The following is a 23,147-nucleotide window of genomic DNA, read 5'->3' as shown; positions in this document are numbered from 1 at the left end:
AGAAATCGCGCCGACGCATGATGCCAGAACCCGTCCTGCCCTGCTACGCTGAAGGCGGACCTGCCTCCTCTTCCTTTGCCATGACGAGCGCCGAGACGAAGGCTCCGCGGCCCCGGCTCCTGCGACATCTTCGCTGGATCCCAGCCCTCCTCCCCGTGGCCGCGCTCGCGAGCGCTTGTGGGCCATCCACCGCGCCGAACCCCTTCACCCTCGACGCCGGTCCCGACGGCGCAACCGACCCCGACGGCGGGACGGGCGGCGGAACCGGCGGCGGTAATCCCGACGACGGTGGCACGCCCGACGACACCCTCGGCGGCCCTTGCAACGACGACACGCAATGCGACGACGCCATCGCTTGCACCGTCGACGCCTGCGACATCTCGATCGCGCGTTGCCGCCACAGCCCCGACGACGCGGCTTGCCAGGACGGTGTCTACTGCGACGGCGTCGAGCGTTGCGCGCCCAAGCTCGGCTGCCTCCCCGGCCCTCCCGTCGCTTGCTCCGACGGCGACGTCTGCACCATCGACACCTGCGTCGAGTCCACGGGCGCCTGCACCCACGTCCTGCGCGACGCCGACGGCGACGGCGCGCCCGACGGCCACTGCATCGCCAAGGGCGACTGCAACGACGACGATCCCAAGGTCTCCCCCGCGCTCCCCGAGGTCTGCGCGAACGGCAAGGACGACGACTGCGACGGCGCCGTCGACGAAGGCGACTGCGCTTCCCCCAAGCACGACACCTGCAGCGATCCCCTCGTGATCGACGCGCCCGGCGCCTACACGATCGACACCACCGCCGCCGCCTCGAACTTCGCCGCCTCGTGCAACGTCAACAACCAGCCCGCCGCGCGTGACGTCGTCGCCGCCATCGTCCTCCCTGCGGGCCCGCCCCTCGACGTCGAGATCACCGCCCGGACGAACGGCGCCGACGTCGCCATCGCCCTCCTCGGCCAGTGCGGAGATCCCTCCACCGAGATCACCTGCGGCACGTCGTTCTTCCACCCCCAGGGCGGCCGCTTCGCCAAGATCCGCGGCCGCGGCCTCGGGGATCCTGCGAAGACCACCGCGCTGCCGCTTTACGTCTTCGCCGACGCGGACACGCCCGTCATCCTCGACGTCGCCTTCCTCCCGCCCGAGCCCGTTCCCACGAACGAGACCTGCGGCACGGCCGAGCCCATCTCCTTCGGCGTGCCCTTCTTCTCCACCTTGGTCGACGCCGCCACGGACGTCGGCATCTCCTGCGCGCCGCTCACCGGCGAGCTTCTCTACAGCTTCGAGCTCGCGTCCCCCGCGAACGTCCACGTTTATGCAAGCTCCGTCGACGGCGACGGCTTCCCCGTCATCTCCCTCCGCGACGCGGACTGCGCGCTGCCCGAGGACGAGATCACCTGCAAGGGCGCGCCGATCGTCGACGTCTTCCGCCACGCGCTCCCGGCGGGCACGTACCACGTCGCCGTCGCTGCCGGCGCGCCCACGATCGTCTCCACGACCGTCGTGATCGAGCCGCCCACCGAGCCTCTCCCCGATGAAACCTGCGAGGGCGCCCCCGCGCTCACGCCCAACGTCACCCTCGACGTCGACCTCCTCGATCGGCAGGACGACGTGCAGCTCGGCTGCTTGCCGGGCGCCGTCGACGCGGCCTACACGCTCTCCTTGCCCGTCGCCTCCGACGTCCTCCTCGTCCAGCGCATCTCCCAGGGCGACACCGGCGCCGTCACGCTCGCCCTCCCGGCGTGCGCCGACCCCTTGGATCAGCTCATCTGCGATGCTGGCTCGCAGTCGCCTCTCCGCATCGGCAAGCGCAACGTCCCGGCCGGCGATTACCGGGTCGTCGCCGAATCCATCCTCGGCCAACCCGCGCAGGTCACGGCGTTCGTCCGCAAGACCACGCCGCCTGTGGTCGTCCCCTTCGCCGACGCCTGCGCCGACGTGCTCATGATTCCCGAGACGGGCGGTTTTTTCCAGGGCAACACCGCGAATGCCACGGCGAGCTTCAATGCGGGCTGTGATCAAGGCGGAGGGCCCGAGGGCGGGGCGCGTGACCAGCTCCTCGGGCTCTCCCTGTCTGATAAAAAACGCGTCGTGCTGGACATGGGCGGATCGGGGTACACGACGCTCCTCGATGTTCGAAAAGGTCCCGATTGCCCCGGCGTCGAGGTCCCGAAGGCCTGCGCCGTCGGTTACGGCCAAAACAAAAGCTTCCTCGACCTCACCCTCGATCCTGGCGTATATTTCCTCCAAATCGATGGGCTCGGCCAGGATAGCGGCCCTTGGTTCCTCGACGTTCGTATCGTTGATCCCTGAACGACTCGTTCTTCACCCCCTTTTCTTTTTTTTCGACCTCGCCGATCCAGCTTGCGCGCTGACGGTCACGTTGAAGGCGAGTCGATGGATCTCCTCCACAGCGCGCTCGGCCTCGCTCGGCGTCATCGCGAATCCCGTGAACATCTTGCGCCCGGCATACCGCGCCGGATCGATGCCCTCGGCATTCACGTAGATCAGACCGTCGCTGCCCAGCGCGAGCTCCGTCGGGAGCTCCGGCGGGACCTCGTCCTCCTTCGTTCGGACATCTCTCGTTCGTCGCCTCGTCGCCACCGCCATAACGTCCTTGCGGATGCTGGTTTTTCGGGGTCGAACCGATTTGTTACGCATGTACGGGCCCTCATTGGGAAGGACGCCGAACTCTGCAGACCCGACCAAGGCTCTTCCATGCTCGGTTTTTCCCCGAACGTCAAGCTCGGTTTTTCCGGGACCGTGGTTTGTCGTCGCGGAGGTTTGTCCCACGACCCTGGCACGCGGGCGGGGTCCGGTCCGGACGGCGCTCAGCCCGCGTTCGCCTTCGACGTGCCCTGCTCCCCGGCGAGCGCCGACACGAACGCCCCGCGGAGCGCCTCGAAGTCCTCGATCGAGAGCGTATGGCTATCCTGGACGAACCCATTGAACCAGTGCTTCGGCGCGCCCGGCCGGAGCGACTCCAGGATCGGCCGCGTCCGGATCTCCTTGCCGAGCTCCCCGAGCACCACGAATTTCTTGCGGAATGGCGGTGCCCCGCCGTCCATCCCCCGGATCGAGGGCGCCTCGTCGCGGTACGTCTCCCCCGTGAACATGCCCATCGCCCGCAGGCCCCGGCCGCGCCCCGTCACGTGGAAAAAAAACGGATCGCCCTTGCCGTACCGATCGAGCTCGGCCTGCCTCCGCCGCCCGAAGCTCTTCGTCTGCATGCAGAGCGCGTAGCTCTTCGCCGTCACCACGAGCAAGTGCCGCCGCGCCGACGCCTTGCCGCGCTGCTCGCCGAGCTTCTCCGCCACCGCGAAGCCGAGCCGCGCCTCGGCCGAAGGATCCGGCGCGCGCTCGATCGCCGCTCGACGCGCGGCCCGCAGCGCCTCGTACTCGGCCTCGAACACATACGACAGCGGCCACGACAGCTCCGACCAGAAGAGCTCCTCGAAGAGCCGCATCGGCCGTTCGAGCTCCGGCTCCGACGCGCTCCCCTCGATCCGCACGTTCACTGCGAGGTCCCGCGAGAGCCCCGACGCCGCGAGATCCGACGAACCCACGTAGACGACGCGCCGCGGGCCGATGTCGAGCACGTAGAGCCGCGGCAGAAAAGCCGTCCCGCTCCATGCGTGATAGATGCGGCAACGCGCGCCCGGCATCCGTTCGAAGCGGCGCAGCATCGCCGTCTCCGTCCCGTACCCGTCGAACCCGGCGAGCAGCATCAGCTCGCCGCCGCGCTCCACGAACCCCACGAGATCGATCACCCCGAGCGCGCTCGCCTCCGCGCGGCTCACCGCGATGCAAGCCCGCGTCGCCTCGCCGAGGTCCGCGGCGAGCCGGGCCCCCATCTCTCGGCCGTGACGCAAGAGCTCGATGGTCGGCATGCCGTCCGCGTTTTTAGCAAGGGATCCCGCGCCGCGTCGAGCCTCTTCGGCGGGGCGCGCGTTCCAGGGCAAACACGGGCCCCGGTCCGATTGACGCCCCTCGCCGGCTCGGGTCTCCTCGCGACGCATGAGCCACGATCCCGAGCGCGAGCTCGTCTACTTCGACATCCGCGGCCGAGCCGAGTCGATCCGCCTTTTGCTCGCCTACGCGCAGGCCCCGTACATCGATCGGGGCATCCCGCGCGCCGACTGGCCGAGCCTCAAGAAGACCGTCCCCCTCGGCCAGGTCCCCGTCCTCATCGAGCGCACGCCTGCGGGCGAACGCGTGATCCCGCAGAGCCAGGCTATCCTCCGCCACCTCGCCCGCGTCTTCGGGCTCGACGGGGCGAACGAGGACGAGCGCGTCCGCGCCGACATCGTCGCCGAGACCGTCCTCGAGCTCCGGACCGCGTGGAACCGCGTCGCCTACAACCCTGGCTGGCTCAAGGATCAAGCCGCCACCGACGCGCATTTCCGCGACGTCTTCCCCCGCTTCCGCGCGACCCTCGAAGGTTTGCTCGAACAATCCGAGGAGCGCGGCGCCCTCTACTTCGCTGGCTCCGCGCCCACGCACGCGGACTTCTTCGCCTTCGACACCCTCGAATCACACCGCGAGGTCGTCTCCTCTTGCCTCGACGGCCACGGCTCGCTCCAGCGCTTCCTCGACGACATCCGCGCCCTGCCCCCGATCGCGGACTACCTCGCCCGCCGCCGCCCCTCGGACTTCCAGCGGGCCTGACCCCACTTCCCGGTCGTTTCGTATCACAAAAGGTCTAAGATAGACCTTGCAAGGGACCCGTGTGTCTGCGACTGTCTACATACCTTCCACAAAGGGTAGACAAACCATGCGATCCTTGCGCCTATCTCAGCTCCTCGTGATCCTTGTTGGCTGCGCGCCGTTTGCGGCGGTGGCGTGCAGCGACGACCCGACGAACCCGAACACGACCACGAGCTCGAGCAGCGCCTCCGGCAGCGGCGGTGGAGGCGGCGTCGGGGGCGACGGCGGGATGGGCGGCGTCGGCGGCGGCAGCTCGAGCACCGGCACCCCCGGCGTCGCCTGCGCCGATGCGCTCCTGCCGCTCCAGAACCCGCGCGCCCACACCCTCGGCGAGACCTTTTATTTGCCGCGTTTCCTCACGGATCCCGGCTGCCCCGCCGAGCTCGCGTGGCAGGTCGTTGCGGCGCCGCCCGACAGCAAAAACGCCGTCTACAACACCGGCGCCCCCGAGCCGCGCTTCACGCCCGACGTCCCCGGCAACTACACCTTCCGCCTCAACGACCCCGCGCAGACCGAACTCACGCTCCGCGCCGTCGCCCGCACCCCCGAAGCGCGCTTCCGCAACCACCACCTCACGCCGCTCCACGGCGCGGCCGCCGTCGACGGCGAGCTCTGGACCACGAACGGCGCCTCCTACACCGTCACGCGCCTCGTCCCCGAAAATGGCCAGTGGAAAAAGGCCGGCGAAATCACGGTCGGCGCTTGGCCCGCGGCGATTGCGCATCACCCCGGCGACAAGAAGGTCTACATCGCGCAACGCGGCGGCGACACGGTCGGCATCCTCGATCGCGACCGCAACGTCCTCGAAGACGCGCTCTGGGTCGGCGACGAGCCGAGCGGCCTCGCGATCGCGCCCGACGGCGCGACCCTCTACGTCTCGCTCGCCACGATGCGCAAGGTCGCCGTGGTCGACCTCGCCAAACGCGAGGTCAAGGCCACGATCGACGTCGGCTTCGACCCCCGCGCCCTCGCGCTCTCGGCCGACGGAAAACGCCTCTTCGTCGCCTCCTACCGCTCGGGCAACAAGATCAAGGACACGCGCGGCACCTACGGCCCCGGCGACGACGAGGACATCTGGATCGTCGACACCGAGACGCAAAAGGTTTCGCTCCCGATCTCCGGCGTCGCCGCGGATCTCCGGTCGATCGCGCTCTCGGAGGACGGCGCCGAGCTCTACGTCGCCTCGACCGACGGCGACCCCGAGCCCTCGCAATCCGCGCCGGGCGCCGAGCCCTTCTCCCACGAGGTCGTCGTGCTCGGGGCCGACCCGGCCAAACCCGACTACGGCACCGTCCTCCGCCGCGCCGATCTCACGCGGCAATCTGGCTCCGGCGGCGCTGTCGTCAATCCCTCGGGCGTGCTCGGCGTCGGCGATACGATCTGGGTCGCGTCCGAGTCCTCGGACGTCGTCGTGGCCCTCGACCGCGCCACGCTCGCCGAAAAAGGCCGCACCGCCGTCGGTCCCGGCGCGCGCGCGCTCGTCAAGATCGGAAACGACGTCGCCATCCACTGCTACCAGAGCTTCGAGGCGAGCTTCCTCGACGCGACCGGCACCGTCGTGCAGACCGTCTCCCTCGCCGAGGACCCGCGCCCGGCGGACATCGCCCTCGGCGAGCGCGTCTTCACGCGCCCGGGCGGCGGCTTCGCCTCGAACCACGCTTGCTCCAGTTGCCACGTCGAAACGCAGAACGACGGCATGGTATGGCGCTTCGGCCCGCAGATCTGGCACAACGTGCGGCCACTCCAGCTCCTCGACGCCACGACCCCGCTCGAATGGGGCGCGTACGTCTCGAACACGGACAATTTCGGCTATCAGGGCCCGAGCTCGATCGTCGGCCGCCCGGCCACGCCCGAGGAAGCGCTCGGCATGCAGGCCTTCTTGAGCTCGCTCCTCGGCGCCCCGCGCGAGACGGGCCATACCCGGGTCGACGGCAGCTTCACGCAGGCCGCGCTCCGCGGCAAGGATCTCTTCGAAGGCAAAGCCGCTTGTTATGGCTGCCACGCGCCGCCGCTCTACACGTCGCGTGAATACATCCCCGTCGGCAAATCGGGCGAGCCGGCGGACATCCCCTCGCTGCTCGGCGTCTACCGCCACGGCGTGTATTTCGTGAAGGGACAGGCGCGCGACCTCGAAGCAGCGCTCGACGTGGCCATCCAATACGTAGGTGCCGACCTCACGACCGACGAAAAGGCCGATTTGCTCCAGTTCTTGCGTGAGCTCACGCCGAAGGGCGCACACCCGCTCGGGATCTGGCCCGACATCGACAGCGACGACGCCGTCTACCCGAACATTCGCCCGCGCATCGCGTTCACCGATCCGATCGACGATTCGCAGCCCGGAAAAACCGCGGCCGACCTCGCCGCCGAATACGTCACGCTCGAAACCGAGGCGGGCGAGAAGGTCGCGGGCTCGGTCGTGGTGACCGGCGGCGTCGTCGAGTTCGTCCCGGCGGCGCCACTCACGGCCGGCGCGAAATATCGGTTCCGCGCCTTGGCGGGCCTCCCGTTCCTCTCGGGCGGCGCGCTCTGGGGCGAGCGGAGCACGGAGTTCGTCGTGGCGAACCCGGCGATCGGCACGTGGCCGAAGACCATGAAAATGACCGTCACGGTCCCCGGCCCGGGCGGCTCGATGACCCCGCTCGATTACGTGCTCGAAGCGAGCGACACCCCGCGCCCGGGCGGCATGACGTTGATCGTGAAGCCGCAGCTCTTCGGCAACCAGCAGCGGCAGGAGGTATGGGCGCGGCTCGACGGCGACAAACTCTACATGCAGCCGATCGCCTTGCCGATCAACCCCAGCGGCGTCGCCGACGCCGCGATGATCCTGGGCACGGTGAAAACCGTGAACCAGGCCGATCAGAGCATCTCGCTCGTCGAAGGCACGCTCCGTCTCGGCGGCCCGGGCATCAACATCCCGGGCGTCAAGTTCGTCCTCGTGCCGAACTGATCCTCAAGGCGCCTTCGTGTTCGCCGCGCCGGGCGTCGGCTCGCAGGCCTCGAAATCGCCGATCCCGTTCGGCACGCGGCCGAACGTCTGCCCCTCCGCCACGGCCTCCGCCGGGTAGGCCGCCTCCTCGACGATCGCATCGCTCGGCGACAGGAGAAAAATCTTGTCGCCTTTCGACGCGCTGATCCCGAAGCCAGCCTGATAACAGGTCGCCGGCCCGCCCTCCGCGAGGCATTCTGCTTGCGGGCCGGCCTCGGGCGCGTCGAGGCCCGCGACGATGACGAGGTAGGAGCCCGGCGCGAGCTTCGTCCCGGCCTCGAAACGCACGGCCTCCGCGAGCTTCGGCGCGTCGCCGTCCTGATCGGCGACCCCGTATCCGTCGAGATCCATCACCGCGTCGCCCACGTTGACGAGCTCGATCCATTCCTCGCCGGTCGCCGCAATCTCGTTGATCACCACCTTCGCCGCGCCTGCGCCGCCCGCGCCGCCGCCACCTTGCCCGCTCCCGCCGCTCCCGCCGCTCCCGCCGCCGCCTTGCCCCGCGGAGCTGCTCGCGCTCCCCGTGGGAGGCCGATCCTCGCTCGCCTCCGAGCAGCCGAGGGCGGCGGTTGCCGCGACGAACACCCCTGCCAGGAAAAACTCCATCCGCGCCATCTCGTGGTCTCCTTTCGTCAGAAAACGACCCGGCTCGCAAGCCGGAGCTCCCAGAAATCCGAGCCGGGCAGCGCCGCCCTCGCGACCTCCCCCGGCGCCTGCCGCGTCACCGCAATGTGCCCTTCGAGCGGCTGCACGACGCGATACCCGACCGAACCCGTCACCGTCGTAACCGTGTCCCCCGCCCCACCGAGATCCCGATTCCAGTACGCGCCGCGCACGCCGAAAATCAGCCGATCCACGGGTTCGAGCCGCACGAACCCATCGACGAGCAGGGACCGCCGCGCGCCGTCGTCCGCGAGCCCCCACGCGTGCGTCACCGACGCGCCCGCGCGCACACGAATGCCTTGCCAGAGGACCGAACCGGTCAGCCTGTCCGCGCGCGAGAGCCCCGTCCCCGACGAGCCGACCACGTACGACCCGAGAATCGCGAGCGGCCGCGCGGCCCCGCCGGGCGCGGGATGCACCGACGCCGCGATTTCGATGTTTTTCCCGCGGTTCAGCTCGCGGTTCGTATACCCCTCACCGTTGTAAGCACCAACGGCGACGAACCCATATTTCCGCGGCAGATTCACGCGCGCCGTCGCCCCGAGGTCCGCGGGCGAGAGCATCCCGGTTTGCTCGATCGGCGCGGGCCCGACGACCCGCAGGCGCCAGGTCCCTTCGAGCTCGGGCACGGTGAGCGTCGGGACGACGCCGGCCGAGAACACGAACCACGACGAATACCGAACTCCGGCCCAGGCCTCGCGGAGCCGCAGCACGATGCTATCGCCTGCCACGCCGATCAGCGCGCCCTCGCTCGCCGAACGCACGCCTTCGATCACGACGCGCCCCACGGCCGGGCCAAACTCTCCGGTGATCGCGCCGTGCACCCGAGGCACCTCGAACAGGTGAAACCACGCTCGTTGCCCCGGCTCGGTCGCGGTCCATCGAACCGCATATTGCGCGAACATTTCGAGCCCCGGTGTCACCTTGAGCCCCGTGGTGCCTGCCGCGGTGGGAGGCGCCGCGGTCCCCTCGAGATCGGGGGCGGGGGCGGGGGCGGACGCAGGCGTGGGCACGCGCGCGGGAGCGGCTGCGGGCGCGGCCGTTTCCTGCGCCGCGGCAGGTCCCGCGGCAGCAAACATCACGGCGAACATCGTCGTCAGGGTGAAACTACGCATGCGGGTTCGTCGCTCCTCAAGGCGCGTGGGCATCGCCATAAAGCGCTCGCACATCAGGCGGCGGCGTATCCGCCGGATCCATCGGGATACCGAGGCGCGGCCCGCGCTCCTCCAAGGCTTCCCGGAACAGCCCCCAATCGACGACCACCTGCGCCGCATATCGATCACCGACCTCGACCTGCTCCGCGACGAACCCGGCCGGATCCCGACCGATCACCGCGGCCACGTCCGCCACGGCCCACGACGTGCCCAGCGGATCCGCCGCATGCGCCCGCGCCACGACGCCACCGAGCCTCCGCCCGAGGCTCGCGAGCGCCGCCGGGCTGCCTCGCTCCTCGCGCATGCGGCTCGTCCGCAGCGTCTTTTGCCCGGCGCTCTCGCGCTTGATCTGACAGACGAACCCCATCCAATCGGTCGTCCCCCAGAGTGGCTCCGCGTCGGGCCGGGCCCAGGCCGCGCGGGACGCGAGGCGCACGCGCTCGGCGACGCCGTCGTAAAACACCCCCGGCGGATAGAGGCCCCCAAGCCCACTGTCGGCGAGCTCTTTCAATTCGAGCACGACGTCGTCGGCCGGATCGTCCGTCGGCCCACGGACGAGCAAGATTACCCGCACACGCGCCCAGCTCGCGACGCCCGAACCGAGCTCGCGCGCAGCGTCGAGCAGCGTGAAAAACGCAGGCGGCGGCGGCTCGACGAGCGTCCCGCGATATCGCTCGATCGCCCCAGAAAGCGCATCATACGCAGCCGGCGGGACATCGAGATACACGCCCGTCGGCTCCTCTGGATCGAGCACACCCCGGCGAAGACGCCGCACGTTGCCTTCGAGCGCCGAAAGCTCATCGAGCTCGGCGCGCGCGTCCCGATCCTCGACCGAACGCTCGAAGAGATCGTCGAGGTTCGGATCTCCCCCGCCCTCCGTGATCCGCTCGCGGGGCCCGCCCTTCGCGAGGGCGGCGATCGCGTCCGCATACCCTTCCGCCGCGGCGCGGGCGACGTCACGCGAGGCCGCGGCGGTCGCCGCCTGCGCCGCCGGATCGTCGGCATTCGTCAGGCGCGCGGCGAGCGCCATTCCCGCGACGAGGCGGCGCACGTCCCATAGATACGGCGCGAACTCGGCGCTGTCGAAATCGTTCGGCTCCAGCGCGAGCGTACCATCGGCCGCGAGCAGCGCGCCGAAGTTCTCGGGGTGCGGATCGCCGAGCGCAGGCACGAGCGGCCCGGCGAGCGCAAACGCGGAGGCGCCGAAGCCGAAGTTGTTCCCCCGAAAATCGTGGAGCGAAAGAGGCACCGTCCCCCGATAAAAATCGTACACGCTCGCGGCCATCCGCGCGTATTTGCCCTCGCAGAGGCGCGGCCTCGCGCGGAGGAGCGGCTCGTCGGCCCGCGCCATCACGCTCGTGATCTCGGCCTTGCGCGCCTCCTCCTCGCTCCGGCCGCCACACGCCGCGAGCGCGAGCGCGAACGCGAGGCAACGACGAATACTTTTCGAGGACGGCCCGTTCACGTGGGCGATGCCTAATCGACCGTCCACGTCGAGGCAATCGCGCGGCGCGCGCGACACCCTTCCGTCACGGCGATGCCATGTTGTCTACGCGGGTGACATCGACCCGTCACCGACGGTCATTGCGGAGGCCCCCCGAGCCACGCGCCCGCGAGCCTTCGAATGCGCACATTCCCGGGGACCCGCTCTCCAAAATGCCGGCGGTAGGAGGGATCTCCGATCGCCGCCTCGCGCGCGGAAAGCTCGTCGGCCGCCTCGCGCAACGTCGCCTTCGCCGCCTCCGTGTCCCCGGCCGCCATGAGGGCCTCGGCGAGCGTGAGGAGCACACGCTCCACCCCGCGCGGGCCGATCTGCCGATGGAGCGCGAGCGCCTCCCGAGCCACGTGCACCGCTTCGGCGGGCCGACCCCGCGCGAGCAGGACCCTCGACCGGAACCACGCGCACGAGGCGCTGACGATCAGGTTTCCGCGGCTGCTCGTTGCCTCGATCCTCGCCGCCGCCTCCTCCACGTCGCCGCGCTCGATATGCGCCTCGATCAGCGTCATCGCGCCGAGCGTGCTGACCACGTTGCCGTCCTTGCCGTGCACCCGCTCCGCCACGGAGCGCGACACCGTGATGGCCTCCTCGAAGCGGCCTTGCGCGAGCCTGAGCTGGGCGAGGTACGCCGCGACCACGTTCGCCGCCATGCTCGACGCGCGCGCCTCCGTGCGGTCGAGCCACGACTCGGCCTCCTCGAACGCGCCGAGGTCCGTGCAAATGCCGACGAGCATCCCCGTCACGATCGGCACGATGTGACGCTCCCCGGCCTGCTCCAGCGATCGCACGGCGTCGAGCGCGTGTTGCCTCGAAAGCCACGGATTGCGACCGAGGTTCTTCTCCACCATCGCCGACGCATACGCGAGCGCCCCGGCCCTCGACGGCTCCACCTCGATGCCGGCCCCCATCGTCGCGCGTAGTTTTTCCAGGAACACAAACGCGTCGCCGTTCCCGCTCGCCGCGAGCGCGGCGATGAGCGGCGCGAGCGCCCGCGCCAGCGCGGAGAGCGCATTCGGCGCGGGCTCCGTCTGCAAAACACGCCGGCTCAGGTCCTGCAACGTATCGTGCCTGCCGAGCAGCATCGCGCCGCCGATGGCCCCCTCCAGCGCGATGCAATGGGCCACGGATCCGGGGGTCGTACGGCGCAAAGCCTCTTCAGCCGCGGCGAGCGAGGCCTCGTAATCGCCCGAGGCCGACGCGATGCGGGCCCGGAGCGCCCAGAGATCCGTCGCCACCTCGTCCGTCGGCCCGGCCGCGAGGCCCCGCTCGACGGCCCGCACGCCTGCCTGGAGGTCATTGCCGCGCATCGCCGTCTGCGCTGCCCGCGCGTGCCAGTACGCCGCCTTCTCCCCCTGCCCGCCGCGCTCGAAATGCATCGCCAGCACCGAGGGATCCGGCTCGCCCACGCGCTCGAGCCACGCGCCCGCGAGCCCGTGCCCGAGCGCGCGGTCCCGCTCCGTCAACATCGCATACGCCCCCTCCCGCAGGAGCGCGTGCCGGAACGCATACTCCTCCTCGCCGACGAACCGCCGTGAATTCCGGCGCGTCACGAATTCGCGCGCCACGGCATAATCGAGGGCGGCGTCCACGTTCACCGGCCTGCGACCGCCGAGCAGCCGCCGCACCCCATTCGGCCAGAACACCTCCCCGTAGACGCTCGCCGCGCGCAAAAAATGGCGCACGTCCGGCGGGAGCGCGGCGAGCCGGGCCTCGACCATCCCGAGCACCGTCTCCGGCAACGCGCCGCTGCTGCGCCCCTCCGTGAAGGCCCGGACAAGCTCCTCCAGGTAAAACGCATTGCCCTCCGACCGCGCCACGAGCCCCGTCACGAGCACATCATCGACGTCGGCCCCGAGCGCGGCGCGCACCAGCGCGGCGGCCGCGCGGCGCGGCAAGGGTCCAAGCCGGACCTCGTGCGTCCGCTCCGCCCAGATTCGCGGAAACAAATCGTGCACCTCGGGCCGGGCAAACGCGACCACCGCAAACGGCTCGTCCCGCAGCTCGCGCAGCGTCGTATCCACGAGCTTCACGGACGAACCATCCCCCCAGTGCAAATCCTCCAGCACGAGCAGCGTCGGCCCCTTCCGGGCCGCGGCGCGCATGAACTCGACCCAGGCCGACTCGATCCGGCCCGCCATGAGCGGCGCATTCTCACGGGCCGATCGGAGCAGGGGATGGCGTTCGTCCGGGAACGCCGCCCCCACGAGTTCGCCCAGGAATGGCGCCGTCCGCGTTGCCGCTTCTCCCGACAAGAGCGCGCGCACCGCCGACGAGACCTTCTCCTGCTGCACCTCGCGCCGCTCGCCGACCTCGATCTGCATGAGCATCCGCAGCGCCGACGCGATCACCGAAAACGCGGCGCCCGAGCGCATCGCATCGGCGCGACCGACCGCCAAACACAGCTCCGGCACGTTGCCTTGCAGCTTCGTGATGAGCTCCTGCCGCAATCGGGACTTCCCCATCCCCGCGGGCGCCGTCACGAGCACGGACTGCGCGCGCTGCTCGTCGAACTCTTGCTGCAGGAGATCCATCAGCGTGGTGAGCTCGCGCTCGCGGCCGACGAACGGGCTCGGATGGCCGAGCAGCGTGCGCCTCTCCTCGCCGCGCGCGTGCTCGGAGAGCAGCCACGCATGCCCGGCGTGCTCTTGCACCTCGAAGCGTGGATCGAGCAGCGCGCGCGTGACCTCGTCGACGATCACCCCGGGCCGACCGTCCTCGCGCGCGCGATCGAGCAGCAATGCCACGAGCTCGACGAGATCCCCGACGGGGAGCCGATCGGCGAGATCGCTGCGGCCCGTGACGAGCGCGAGCGTCCGGTCCGCCGAGGCCGCCTGAATCGCCAGCGCGGCGCGCGCCGCCCGCAGCACCTGATCGGCCGGGCTCCCCACGCCGGGCAACACCATCAAGATCGTGCCCCCGGCGAGCGTATCCACGAACGCGCCGAGCGGCTCCGCGATACGACGAACCTCCACGAGCGCGCCGCGCGCGGTGCCTGCGATCGCCACGATCGAGAGCAGCCGCCGCTCCCGCTCGCTGAGCCGCGACGGCGTCATGCTCCGCACGGACGGCGAGCTCGACGAAGAAATCCCGCCGATCGCGGACAGCTCGGCCACGAGGGCCGCCCCGTCGTCCGGCCGCTCCCCCGGATCCTTTGAAAGCATACGTGTGCAAAGGCTCGACACGGCGGAGGAGACCTCGGGCCGCACGACCGCGAGCTCGGGCGGCTCTTCGAGCAAGAGCTTCGCGAGCAGCGCCATCGGGTGCGAACCCTGAAATGCGGGTCGTCCTGCCAAACACTCGAAGAGCACGCAGCCGAGCGAGAACACATCGGCCCGCGGCCCCACGACCCCGTCGCCGCGTGCTTGCTCCGGCGCCATGTAGCCGGGCGTTCCGAGCACCGAGCTCGAGCGCGTGTGCAGGGTCGAGCCGGTCGACGCGCGCGCGATGCCGAAATCGAGAAGCTTGATGCGATCGACGCGCCGGCCGACGAGGAAGATGTTGCTCGGCTTGATGTCCCGATGAACGATGCCGCGCGCGTGCGCCGCGGCGAGCCCATCCGCGACGTTGCGCACGAGCGCGAGGCCTGCGTCGATTTCGAGCGGCGCGCGCGCGAGGCGCGTGGCGAGGTCCTCGCCCGAGAGCCACTCCATCACGAGGTACGGCTCGCCGAGGGCCGTGAGCCCGTGCCCGACGTGCCGCACGATGCACGGATGTTCGAGCCGCGCGAGGATACGCGCCTCCGACAGGAATCGCTCGGCGCCGTGCTCGGGATCGCGCAGGACCTTCAGCGCCACGGCCTCGTTCGTCGCGAGCTCGCGGGCGCGCCAGATGGTCCCCATGCCGCCGGTGCTCGCCCGCGACTCCAGCTCGAACCGCCCGTCCACGATGTCGCCGCTCCGCATGCGCGCCTCACCCCGGACTGTAAAGGATGTCCGTGCGCAGGACGAACTTCTCACCGCGGGCCACCTGGCTCGCGATATGGAGGATCCGGTGCTGGAACATCAATGCGCGCCCGCGCCGCGGGGTGACGCGCCGTTCGAGTTCCGGAAAATCGGTCTCGCCGCCCTCGAAGTCGTCGTTCAGATAAAAAACGAGCGTGACCAGGCTGCGCACGCCGCCGTCGAGGTGCACGACCGTGTCCCAGTGCGCACCGTGTTGCTCGCCGGGGCCGTATCGATACAGACGGACGCGCGGGTTGCCGCCCGCGAGCTTCATGCCCATCAAGAGCTTCGGCACGTGCGGCGCGACCCGCGCGACGAGCCCGTCGGCCTCCGCCGCGTCGTCCCACATCACGCGCGTGTTGTTGCGGACCCCGAGATCGACCTCGGGCTCCCCGTCCTCGCCCACGATCGGCGCGATCTCTGCGTGCCCCGTCCGCATGCGCTCGATATACGCGTCGCAGTCGGCGGACGAGAGCGCGTCGTCCACGGTCCAGACGAGGGGCTGCGTCAAGTCGAGGTGACCGGCGTACATGGGAGGGGAGTATACGCGGGCGCAGGGCGGAAGGGGCCCTTCGTCGTCGACGCGGGGCTTGCGCCGGGACCGACGCGACCTCACCGTGGGGGGACATGGCGCGCCGCCTCCTCGCCCTCCTCGCGGTCCTCTGCGCCCTCGTCCTCGGGCTACCGGGCCGCGCGCACGCCGGCGCCCTCACGACGGACGAAAAAGCCCGCCTCGCGCGGGGCGAGGTCGTCAAGCGGACCTTCGACGTCGAGCTTCCGGAGGGCGATTTCATTGGCGGCCTCGGGTACGTGATCATCGCGGCCCCGCCGGCCGAAGTCATGGCCGTGCTGCTCGACCCGGGCGCGTATCGGTATATTTTCCCGCTCACGCAGGACGCGCGCCTGGTCGGCCGCAAGGGCGACGATTTTTTCCTGACGCTCCGCCAGGGCGGCGCCACGGTCGCGGGCGAATACACCGTACGCGCGCGCCGGGAAACCCCGTCGCTCGTCCGATTCTGGATGGACCCGACGCGGCCCCACGACATCGGCGATTGCTGGGGGTTTTTCCGGGTCGACCCCGCCGACGGCGGGAAAACCCTGCTCACCTATGGCGCCCTCCTGCACCTCGAATTCGGCGTGATCAAGCTCCTCTTCCAGGAGAAGATCCGCACGTATGCATTGCAGACGCCGGAGCTCTTACGGCGCCATGTCGAGGATCGGCGGGGGCCGCGGCCTTGACGCGCGCGGCCGCGCCTTTTCTCGATCGGGAGGGGTGAGGAGGAGGCGGAGGACGGGTCAGTCGATGCCGAGGGTGGTCACGTCCGTGATCGGGGCGGACGAGGCGATCGTGCGGATCTTGCCTTTCTTCGTGGTCACGATCCAGCCCGAGCCGCCGGGGATACGCGTCTTCGTGCCCGGGCGCATGCGGCGCGCCCCGCCCTTCGGCGGATAAAGGATCTCCACCGACCGATCCTCCGCCGCGATCTGCACGACGTACACGTACGCGAGCCGATCGAGCTCGCCCTCGATCGCGACCTTCGTGCCCGCCTCGACGTCGAACTCGTTCATCGCCTCGTCGCGCATCTCGCTGAGGAGCGCGTAGCCCCACGCGAGGCGCCGAAACGGCCGACCCATGAGGCTCGGCGGCGGCTCGTCGATGAGCTCCACCGGCGCCGCGGCCGCGGCCCTCGCCGCCGCCTTCGCCCTCGCCTCGATCTTCGCCGTCGCGCTGCCCTTCGCCGCCCTGGCCGCGGCCTTCGCCTTCTTTGCCACGCCCTTCGCGGGCGCCTTGGCCGCCCCCTTCGTCGCCTTCTTCGCCGCGCCCTTGACCCCGCCCTTCGTCGTCCCCTTGGTCTTCATCGTGCCGCCCTTCGCGCTGCTCCTGGTCACCATCGCAGACGCATTCTATGGCGGAGCGCCGAAAAACCCTAGCGCGACGAACATGCCTCCTCGCGTGAGCGAGACCTCCTCGCGGGGTTTGGGGCCACAGCTCGGCGGACCCGCGCCAAGCCCCGCGCACCTAAGGACGTGGTGCCGCCGCTTCGAGCGTGCTCTTCTTGACGTCCCGCACGAAAGGAGCTCGGCACGACGATTGCGTCGAGCGCGTCCCCGCCATGGATCCGATGGAGCAAGCGCGTCACCACATGGTGGCCGAACAACTCGCAAGCCGCGACATCCAGGACGCGCGGGTGCTCGATGCGATGCGTCGCGTCCCGCGGCATGCCTTCGTGCCTGCCGAGCGCGAGCACGAGGCGTACCTCGACAGACCGGTGCCAATCGCCGAAGGCCAGACGATCTCGCAGCCGTACATCGTCGCGCTCACCGCGCAGGCCCTGCAGATCGGGCCGGATGCGCGGGTCCTCGAGATCGGCGCGGGCTCGGGGTACGCCGCGGCGGTGCTCGCCGAGCTCGCGCGCGAGGTCGTCACCGTCGAGCGCCACCCGCTCCTCGCCGCCGAGGCCGCCGCGCGGCTCGCGTCGCTGCGGTACGGAAACATCTGGGTGGTCACTGGAGATGGCACCCGAGGTTATCCCGAACGCGCACCTTATGATGCCATCGCGGTGACGGCGAGCGGGCCACGTGTACCGAAGGCGCTTTTGCACCAGCTCGCGCCGGGCGGCCGCATGGTGATTCCGGTCGGGCCGGACGAACATCAGCAAGAGCTCGTCCTCGTCACGCGGGGCTCGGAAGACGGCGTGTTCTCCGAGCAAAACCTCGGCGCCGTGCGGTTCGTCCCGCTCGTCGGCGAGGACGGCTGGGCCCGCGCGGACGGCAGGTAAACTTCATTCGTCCCGCTTGACGATTGGGGCTCCACGCGGACGAGCCGCGTTACGCCCCAAACCCCATACCATTCGGCCCTTCGCCCTGGTACGATGGACGTATGGCGCATCCGTACCGCATGAGGCCCACGGTGCCCCCCGAAGGCTCGCCCGAGGACGGACGGCTCTCCGGTCCGACGCTCGCGTTCGGTTTGTTTTGCGTCATCTCGGGCCTCGCGCTCGCGGGCTCGTCGCGCCCGGGCGCGCTGCTCCTCGCGGGCGGCGCGGGGACGATCGCGATCGCGGCGCGCCGAACGCCGCGCGGAGGGGCGTACCCGCGTGACAAGGATTGAGCTCCAGCGCGGAGGATTCCTCCTCTTCCACGACCCGTTTCTCACGCGGAGCGAGGCAGACGCCTCGTTTCCCGCGCTGCTCGCGGAGGTCCCCTTCCAGCAGCAAACGATCCGGCTCTTCGGCAAATCGATCTTGCAGCCGCGCCTCTCGGCCTGGCACGGGGATGCGGGCGCCTCGTACACGTATTCGGGCCTGTCGCTCACGCCGAACCCCTGGACGCCGGCGCTCTCGGCGCTGCGCGCGCGGGTCGAGGCGGCGGCCGGCTGCACGTTCAACAGCGTGCTCGTGAACCACTACAGAGACGGCGACGATTCGATGGGTAAACACGCCGACGACGAGCCCGAGCTCGGGGAAAACCCGGTGATCGCGTCCCTGTCGCTCGGAGCGCGAAGGAAGTTCGTCCTGGAACCGAAGCACAAGGGCGGGGAGAAGGTGACGCTCGAGCTCGGCGAGGGGAATCTGCTCGTGATGGCGGGGACGACGCAGCACCATTATCGGCACGGGGTGCCGAAGCAGGCCGGGCGGGAGGCGAGGATGAATTTGACGTTTCGGCGGATTTTTGGGTCAGGCGGCTGAGAAATCGGGCATGTCGGGGTCGCTGGTCGGTTCCATCGCGTAGGATCGGCCCTCCTTGTAGGGCAAGAACGTGGGCTCCAAGAATTCATCGGAAAGCGGCACCTCCCAGCCTTCCGGAATCATGGCTTCGTAGGTCGCGCGCGCCAGGGCGAGGCCATCCAGAAGCGCCTCGATGAAGTCGTCGCCCATGCCATGACGAACAGGCTCGTCGACGGGCGAACCAAGGACGAACGCGCATTTCCACGTTCCGTCGTCGGCGCGAAGCGGCTTGTACACCGTGAGGGCCAACGCGCGCGCGCGACCGGTCTCATCGGGGCAGCCGAGGATGCCGACGGCGAGAGGTTCGAGGCCCCCAGGATTCTCCTCGAATGGGGGGACGGTGGGGGGCTGGTACGCCTCAGGTTTCTCGGCGAAACGCGGCAGGCCCGCATGAACCATCCCTTGCCAGCTCGACCGTTCCTCCGTGGGATGCTCGATGTAGCTGCGGGCGACCGTGAGGCAGCTCAGGAGCGCCTGAATGGCGTCGACGCCCCTCACGTGGATGGTCCTCTGGTTGGGCGGCGGGCTGAACTGGAATCCGCACTCCCAGTCATCCTGGTCCGTCTTGCGTGGGGTAAATACCGTCAGGGTGACGTCCTTCACGACGCCGTTATCGCTGCGGTACTGGAGCACGCGTGTGGTGAGAACGGCCATCGGGTCCTCAATCCGCATAGGGGATTTTCTTCATGCAATCGCCGAGCTTTGCACTGCACTCCGCGTAGCATTGGCGGCCAAGCTTGCCTCTCGTGCACCAATCGCGGCACGCCTCGAACAGCGTCTCACATTCCTGCACACGGCGCTCGCGCTCCTCCTCGCTGATTCCTCCCGTCCGTACCGCGGCTCCCTCGCGAATCTCCGGTTCTCTTGGATCAGCCTCCGTCGACGTCAACGACGAGGCAGGTGACTCCGGTCGGACGTCAGCGACGCCCGACGCCATACCGAACGACCCGTACAGAACAAGCGCCCCGAGCCCCAAGATCAGCTTCGCCATGTTTTTCTTCCCTGGTGCGTCTTCTCAACACGCAGAAAGGACGTTAACAGGAGCCACCGACAAACGTCTAGATTCCCGCTCGCCGCGCGGGCTGCGGGAGCCGCTCGACGTGGCGGCGCGTGCGCTGCGCCTCCGCGGGCTGTGACCCGATGCTCCGGACAACGACAGGAAGATGCACGCGTCGTCTAGAAAAGTGCGACGCACGCCAGTTTAGGTACGCAGGTAGCGCGACGCGCCATGGACGCGCGCTACCAGTTCGCGAGCGCCCAGAGTTCGGTCGCCACCTCGGCCATGCTTGACGGTCGCCCGGAGGGCACGACGTATGTCATCCGCTGAATCAGCGCGTTGAATCGCTGCTCATGCTCGGTGTATCCGGCGAGGACGTTAAGCCGGATGCCGCCGCCAACCGGGTTGATCGGCGTTTGCCGCCCCGTTAGCAACTCTGCGAGCATGATGCCAAGCGAGTAGACGTCACCGCGGTTATCACACTTGCCGGTGTTCCACTGCTCCAGCGAGCAATAGTACTCGGTCCCCATTCCGCCCATGGTGAGCGGTTTCAGCACCTTGGAGTGTTTGTGCACGAAGTACCCGAGTCCCCAATCGGCGATGACGGGGTTGTTCTGGGCGTCCATGAGGACGTTCTCGGGTTTGAGGTCCCGATGGATGAAGCCCAGGTTGTGCGCATACTGGAGTGCATCCGCGAGTCGCGCGCCGAGCCCGGCGATATAGCCCGCCTCGATCCCGTCCGGGTAGCCACCGAGCAGATCGCGGAGGCTTTTGGGGTAGAGGGGCATGATGTAGAATCGTTCCAGGCTATCACCAAGGTTCTCGCCCTGGTACGCGACGATCGCCGTGTGCGACATGGCCTTGAGGGCTGCGATCTCCCGCTCGAACCGCTGGCGCATGACCGGGTGATCCTTCCAGCTATCATTGAGCCGCTTGCACGCGAGCCGCTGCCCAGGTTGCAGGCCTACACAGTTCGACAGGGCAATCACGATCTCATCGACCCTGCCGAGGCCGCCCTCTCCGAGAAGACGACCGTACTTGAAGCGAAACTGGTTCGGCGGCAGTGTTGTGTCCAGGTGCATCTTGTCCTCCAGCGTGTGCGAATCGCCAACAGCCACGCGAGGACCGTATGTCCAGGCGAAACCTGCGCGCGAGGCGGCCCGTCCGGGGCGCCTCTGTCGAGCTCGTTGGGGCGCGCAACTTAAGTTCGCCCGACCGCATATCAAGGATGTGACACCCACGCCCGCCACGGCTCCCGCGAGCCCGCGGCAATCCCCCGTCGACGTCCCTCCCGCTCCCTCCAGCGCTCCGGTGATCGAGCCTCGACCTTCGGAGGTTTGCCGCCTCTCAAATCCCGTCATCCATCGACCGCCCCGGGGCTCCCGCGAGCCCTCGGGGGGTCGCCCTGGGTCTGCCGCGGGCTCGCGGGAGCCTCGCGACGCCGATCTGGCCTCCCGCGCTTCGCCGAGCCTCTACCGTCGCGGCTCCCCTCCATGGTAGCGTCCCCCACCATGAGTCCTCCCCAAAAGAAAAAACCACCGGTCGACCACGACGCCGCCAAGGCCGCCTTCGAAAAACTCCTGCCGCGCCTCGCCCAGCTCCCCAAAGATGGCCTCCAATCACCGAACACCAGCGTCGACGCCGCGGCCATCGTCGCCCTCGGCATTGCCCGCGAGCTCTCGGCGCCCCAGGCGCGCGCGCGCTTCGAGCTCTTGCCCAAGGAGTTCTTCGATATCGCCGCCATAGACGACCTCGAAGCCGCGGCGCTCGCGGCCTGGTATACGGCCACGAGCCTCCTCTCCGCCAATGCCCAGGGCACGGAGGCCAAGCTCCCCGTCGAGCTCGTCGACGACGCCACCACGCTCAAGGCGCGGATGCTCAAGGTTGGCGAGTACCACTTCGACCCGGCCACGCCCACCGGCCGCGAGATCGCCGATATCCGCGTCGGCACGGGGTACCGCGACCTCGCCCAGGACCTCGCCCGACTCGCCAGGCTCTACCGCACCGAGAAGAACCAGCTCGAAAACGACAAAGTCCATTACAGCGTCGAGGACGCCACGCGCGCGGACGAGCTGTCCCACCGGATCTTGGCGGAGCTCGCCACGTCCCGCAGCACGGAGCAAGCGCTCTGGACCGAGCGGGTCCAGCGCGCCTGGACGCTCCTCCTCGGACTTTATGGGGAGGCGACCACCACCGCGGCATGGCTCTGGCGGAAGGAGGGCGGCGCGGCGCCGTATCCGTCGCTCGTCACGGCGGGGCGCGCGGCCCGCAAGGCGAGGTCCGAGGGCGCGGCCGAGGAGCCGCCGCCGGGCGGAGGCGAATCCACAGGCGGCTGACGCATCGGCCAACCGCACCCCCCCATTCTCCCATTCACGCCCTGCATGCGTGACATCGCTCACGCCAATACGTTCCTCGTTTGACAGTCGTATCGGTGCCCATTAGCTTCGCGGTGCTTTCATCCTTCCAAGGAGCGAATTCACCATGAAGCAGGGTCTTTGGCTCGCGCTCGGCCTCGGCGCGGCGCTCGCGGTCGTGGCTTGTGGCGACGATACGAACAATACCAACAATACAACCTCGTCCTCCTCGTCGGGCTCGGGCGGCAGCGGCGGCAGTGGTGGCAGCGGCGGAAACGGAGGCGCCGGCGGCGGCGACTCGGAGATCGAAGTGAAGACGCACGTCTCGCCCGATGGATTCGGCGTCGACTCGCACCTCATCGTGGGCCCGACCGAGGTCGTCCTCGTCGATGGCCAGTTCTTCACCGCGGAGGCGCAAAAGGTCGTCGACCTCGTCAAAGGCACGAACAAGAAGCTCACCACCGTCTGGCTCACGCACGCCCACCCCGACCATTACCTCGGGATGGAGGTCATCCGCGCGGCGTTCCCGGACGCGAAGTTCGTGACGACGGCCGCGGTCCTCGCCGATTACAACGCGAAGAAGGACGGCACGCTCGCGTTCGCCCAGACGAACTTCCCCGGCCAGGTGCCCGACAAGGTCGTCGCCTTCGCCGCGCTTGCAGGGACCACGATCACGGTCGACGGGCATACACTCGACGTCGTGGAGATCGGCGACGCGGGCGAGAGCGTGGAAGCCGCGGGGCTCGCGCTGAACGAGCAAAAGGCATTTTTTGCAGGCGATCTCCTTTACAACAAAGAGCACCTCTGGCTCGCGGAGTGCAACTTCGACGGCTGGATCAAGAACCTCGACGCCCTCGCCGGGAAGGGCTTCACGACGTTTTATCCGGGCCACGGCGAAAAGGCCACGGCCGCCGTCATCGATGAGGACAAGAAGTACTTGAGCGACGCAAAGCCGATCCTCGATGTCGCGACGACGGCCGACGAGGCCGTGACGAAGCTCAAAGAGGCGTACCCCACCTGGGGCGGAGACGGCCTGCTCTCGTTCGGCACCTCGAATTATTTCATGGCCTGCAAGATGCCCTGATCGGGATCAACGGCCTGCGGCCGGGCGCGGTTTCTGGTAGGCTGC

At 69.2% G+C, this 23,147-nt stretch carries 20 protein-coding genes; 9 read left to right on the top strand and 11 right to left on the bottom strand.

Annotation, left to right across the window (positions count from 1 at the left end; genetic code table 11):
- The first annotated feature begins 80 nt into the window (after positions 1-80).
- Entirely contained in the window at positions 81-2,303 is a 2,223-nt protein-coding gene (locus QHF89_RS27350; protein WP_136970581.1) for a putative metal-binding motif-containing protein, read from the top strand.
- Positions 2,304-2,315: 12 nt separating this feature from the next.
- Here the strand turns inward: QHF89_RS27350 and QHF89_RS27345 are convergent, their stop codons facing one another.
- Entirely contained in the window at positions 2,316-2,651 is a 336-nt protein-coding gene (locus QHF89_RS27345) for a hypothetical protein (protein ID WP_136970582.1), read from the bottom strand.
- A gap of 170 nt (positions 2,652-2,821) precedes the next feature.
- Entirely contained in the window at positions 2,822-3,880 is a 1,059-nt protein-coding gene (locus QHF89_RS27340; protein ID WP_136970583.1) for a hypothetical protein, read from the bottom strand.
- Positions 3,881-4,007: 127 nt separating this feature from the next.
- Between QHF89_RS27340 and QHF89_RS27335 the strand changes: the two genes are divergently transcribed.
- Both QHF89_RS27335 and QHF89_RS27330 read left to right on the top strand, forming a co-directional pair.
- Complete coding sequence (locus tag QHF89_RS27335; RefSeq protein ID WP_136970584.1) at positions 4,008-4,658, top strand: glutathione S-transferase; 651 nt, start codon at positions 4,008-4,010, stop codon at positions 4,656-4,658.
- A gap of 106 nt (positions 4,659-4,764) precedes the next feature.
- Complete coding sequence (locus QHF89_RS27330) at positions 4,765-7,644, top strand: hypothetical protein (RefSeq protein WP_136970585.1); 2,880 nt, start codon at positions 4,765-4,767, stop codon at positions 7,642-7,644.
- 3 nt (positions 7,645-7,647) lie between these two features.
- On the opposite strand, the gene QHF89_RS27325 is transcribed toward QHF89_RS27330, so the two are convergent.
- The 5 genes from QHF89_RS27325 to QHF89_RS27305 all read right to left on the bottom strand — a co-directional run bounded on the left by QHF89_RS27325 (position 7,648) and on the right by QHF89_RS27305 (position 15,471).
- Positions 7,648-8,298, bottom strand: a complete 651-nt coding sequence (locus QHF89_RS27325; protein WP_136970586.1) for a lamin tail domain-containing protein — start codon at positions 8,296-8,298, stop codon at positions 7,648-7,650.
- Between the two features lie 17 nt (positions 8,299-8,315).
- Positions 8,316-9,461 carry a hypothetical protein gene (locus QHF89_RS27320; protein WP_136970587.1) on the bottom strand — a complete coding sequence of 382 codons (1,146 nt, stop codon included), beginning with the start codon at positions 9,459-9,461 and terminating at the stop codon, positions 8,316-8,318.
- A 16-nt stretch (positions 9,462-9,477) separates the two neighbouring features.
- Positions 9,478-10,965, bottom strand: coding sequence for a DUF2252 family protein (locus QHF89_RS27315; protein ID WP_136970588.1), 1,488 nt, complete (start codon positions 10,963-10,965; stop codon positions 9,478-9,480).
- Between the two features lie 116 nt (positions 10,966-11,081).
- The gene (locus QHF89_RS27310; protein WP_136970589.1) at positions 11,082-14,900 is read right to left on the bottom strand and encodes a protein kinase domain-containing protein; all 3,819 of its coding nucleotides are present in this window, start codon (positions 14,898-14,900) and stop codon (positions 11,082-11,084) included.
- Between the two features lie 7 nt (positions 14,901-14,907).
- Positions 14,908-15,471 carry a prolyl hydroxylase family protein gene (locus tag QHF89_RS27305; protein ID WP_136970590.1) on the bottom strand — a complete coding sequence of 188 codons (564 nt, stop codon included), beginning with the start codon at positions 15,469-15,471 and terminating at the stop codon, positions 14,908-14,910.
- A 95-nt stretch (positions 15,472-15,566) separates the two neighbouring features.
- Here QHF89_RS27305 and QHF89_RS27300 point away from each other — a divergent pair, with 95 nt between their 5' ends.
- Positions 15,567-16,178, top strand: a complete 612-nt coding sequence (locus QHF89_RS27300; RefSeq protein ID WP_136932221.1) for an SRPBCC family protein — start codon at positions 15,567-15,569, stop codon at positions 16,176-16,178.
- A 57-nt stretch (positions 16,179-16,235) separates the two neighbouring features.
- Here the strand turns inward: QHF89_RS27300 and QHF89_RS27295 are convergent, their stop codons facing one another.
- Positions 16,236-16,832, bottom strand: a complete 597-nt coding sequence (locus QHF89_RS27295; RefSeq protein WP_136970591.1) for a DUF4384 domain-containing protein — start codon at positions 16,830-16,832, stop codon at positions 16,236-16,238.
- A 155-nt stretch (positions 16,833-16,987) separates the two neighbouring features.
- Here QHF89_RS27295 and QHF89_RS27290 point away from each other — a divergent pair, with 155 nt between their 5' ends.
- The 3 genes from QHF89_RS27290 to QHF89_RS27280 all read left to right on the top strand — a co-directional run bounded on the left by QHF89_RS27290 (position 16,988) and on the right by QHF89_RS27280 (position 18,628).
- Positions 16,988-17,719, top strand: a complete 732-nt coding sequence (locus QHF89_RS27290; protein ID WP_284720993.1) for a protein-L-isoaspartate(D-aspartate) O-methyltransferase — start codon at positions 16,988-16,990, stop codon at positions 17,717-17,719.
- Positions 17,720-17,820: 101 nt separating this feature from the next.
- Complete coding sequence (locus QHF89_RS27285) at positions 17,821-18,051, top strand: hypothetical protein (protein WP_136970593.1); 231 nt, start codon at positions 17,821-17,823, stop codon at positions 18,049-18,051.
- Positions 18,038-18,628, top strand: coding sequence for an alpha-ketoglutarate-dependent dioxygenase AlkB family protein (locus QHF89_RS27280; RefSeq protein WP_136970594.1), 591 nt, complete (start codon positions 18,038-18,040; stop codon positions 18,626-18,628). Before QHF89_RS27285 ends, QHF89_RS27280 begins: the two co-directional genes overlap by 14 nt.
- Here QHF89_RS27280 and QHF89_RS27275 read toward each other — a convergent pair.
- The 3 genes from QHF89_RS27275 to QHF89_RS27265 all read right to left on the bottom strand — a co-directional run bounded on the left by QHF89_RS27275 (position 18,617) and on the right by QHF89_RS27265 (position 20,782).
- The gene (locus tag QHF89_RS27275; RefSeq protein ID WP_136970595.1) at positions 18,617-19,321 is read right to left on the bottom strand and encodes a DUF6968 family protein; all 705 of its coding nucleotides are present in this window, start codon (positions 19,319-19,321) and stop codon (positions 18,617-18,619) included. The two genes, QHF89_RS27280 and QHF89_RS27275, sit on opposite strands and share 12 nt — an antisense overlap.
- Positions 19,322-19,328: 7 nt before the next feature.
- A complete protein-coding gene (locus QHF89_RS27270; RefSeq protein WP_136970596.1) occupies positions 19,329-19,658 on the bottom strand; it encodes a hypothetical protein in 330 nt (109 codons plus the stop codon).
- A gap of 248 nt (positions 19,659-19,906) precedes the next feature.
- Entirely contained in the window at positions 19,907-20,782 is an 876-nt protein-coding gene (locus tag QHF89_RS27265) for a serine/threonine-protein kinase (RefSeq protein WP_284720992.1), read from the bottom strand.
- A 393-nt stretch (positions 20,783-21,175) separates the two neighbouring features.
- Between QHF89_RS27265 and QHF89_RS27260 the strand changes: the two genes are divergently transcribed.
- Positions 21,176-22,000: a hypothetical protein gene (locus QHF89_RS27260; protein ID WP_136970598.1), complete on the top strand. Its 825-nt coding sequence runs from the start codon at positions 21,176-21,178 to the stop codon at positions 21,998-22,000.
- 145 nt (positions 22,001-22,145) lie between these two features.
- On the top strand, positions 22,146-23,102 hold the full coding sequence (locus QHF89_RS27255; RefSeq protein ID WP_136970599.1) for an MBL fold metallo-hydrolase: 957 nt from the start codon (positions 22,146-22,148) through the stop codon (positions 23,100-23,102).
- Positions 23,103-23,147: the final 45 nt, after the last annotated feature.

Origin of the sequence: Polyangium sorediatum (assembly GCF_029946465.1) — a bacterium.
GTDB classification, from domain to species: domain Bacteria; phylum Myxococcota_A; class Polyangia; order Polyangiales; family Polyangiaceae; genus Polyangium; species Polyangium fumosum.
This window is presented reverse-complemented; position numbering and strand designations above follow the sequence as displayed.

Bases quoted from the DNA above. Each gene is read 5' to 3' on its own strand.
- QHF89_RS27285 (WP_136970593.1), top strand. From the start codon at position 17,821: ATGGCGCATCCGTACCGCATGAGGCCCACGGTGCCCCCCGAAGGCTCG.
- QHF89_RS27300 (WP_136932221.1), top strand. From the start codon at position 15,567: ATGGCGCGCCGCCTCCTCGCCCTCCTCGCGGTCCTCTGCGCCCTCGTC.
- QHF89_RS27340 (WP_136970583.1), bottom strand. From the start codon at position 3,880: ATGCCGACCATCGAGCTCTTGCGTCACGGCCGAGAGATGGGGGCCCGG.
- QHF89_RS27270 (WP_136970596.1), bottom strand. From the start codon at position 19,658: ATGGCGAAGCTGATCTTGGGGCTCGGGGCGCTTGTTCTGTACGGGTCG.
- QHF89_RS27295 (WP_136970591.1), bottom strand. From the start codon at position 16,832: ATGGTGACCAGGAGCAGCGCGAAGGGCGGCACGATGAAGACCAAGGGG.
- QHF89_RS27320 (WP_136970587.1), bottom strand. From the start codon at position 9,461: ATGCGTAGTTTCACCCTGACGACGATGTTCGCCGTGATGTTTGCTGCC.
- QHF89_RS27335 (WP_136970584.1), top strand. From the start codon at position 4,008: ATGAGCCACGATCCCGAGCGCGAGCTCGTCTACTTCGACATCCGCGGC.
- QHF89_RS27260 (WP_136970598.1), top strand. From the start codon at position 21,176: ATGAGTCCTCCCCAAAAGAAAAAACCACCGGTCGACCACGACGCCGCC.
- QHF89_RS27310 (WP_136970589.1), bottom strand. From the start codon at position 14,900: ATGCGGAGCGGCGACATCGTGGACGGGCGGTTCGAGCTGGAGTCGCGG.
- QHF89_RS27325 (WP_136970586.1), bottom strand. From the start codon at position 8,298: ATGGCGCGGATGGAGTTTTTCCTGGCAGGGGTGTTCGTCGCGGCAACC.
- QHF89_RS27345 (WP_136970582.1), bottom strand. From the start codon at position 2,651: ATGCGTAACAAATCGGTTCGACCCCGAAAAACCAGCATCCGCAAGGAC.
- QHF89_RS27255 (WP_136970599.1), top strand. From the start codon at position 22,146: ATGAAGCAGGGTCTTTGGCTCGCGCTCGGCCTCGGCGCGGCGCTCGCG.
- QHF89_RS27330 (WP_136970585.1), top strand. From the start codon at position 4,765: ATGCGATCCTTGCGCCTATCTCAGCTCCTCGTGATCCTTGTTGGCTGC.
- QHF89_RS27305 (WP_136970590.1), bottom strand. From the start codon at position 15,471: ATGTACGCCGGTCACCTCGACTTGACGCAGCCCCTCGTCTGGACCGTG.
- QHF89_RS27350 (WP_136970581.1), top strand. From the start codon at position 81: ATGACGAGCGCCGAGACGAAGGCTCCGCGGCCCCGGCTCCTGCGACAT.
- QHF89_RS27275 (WP_136970595.1), bottom strand. From the start codon at position 19,321: ATGGCCGTTCTCACCACACGCGTGCTCCAGTACCGCAGCGATAACGGC.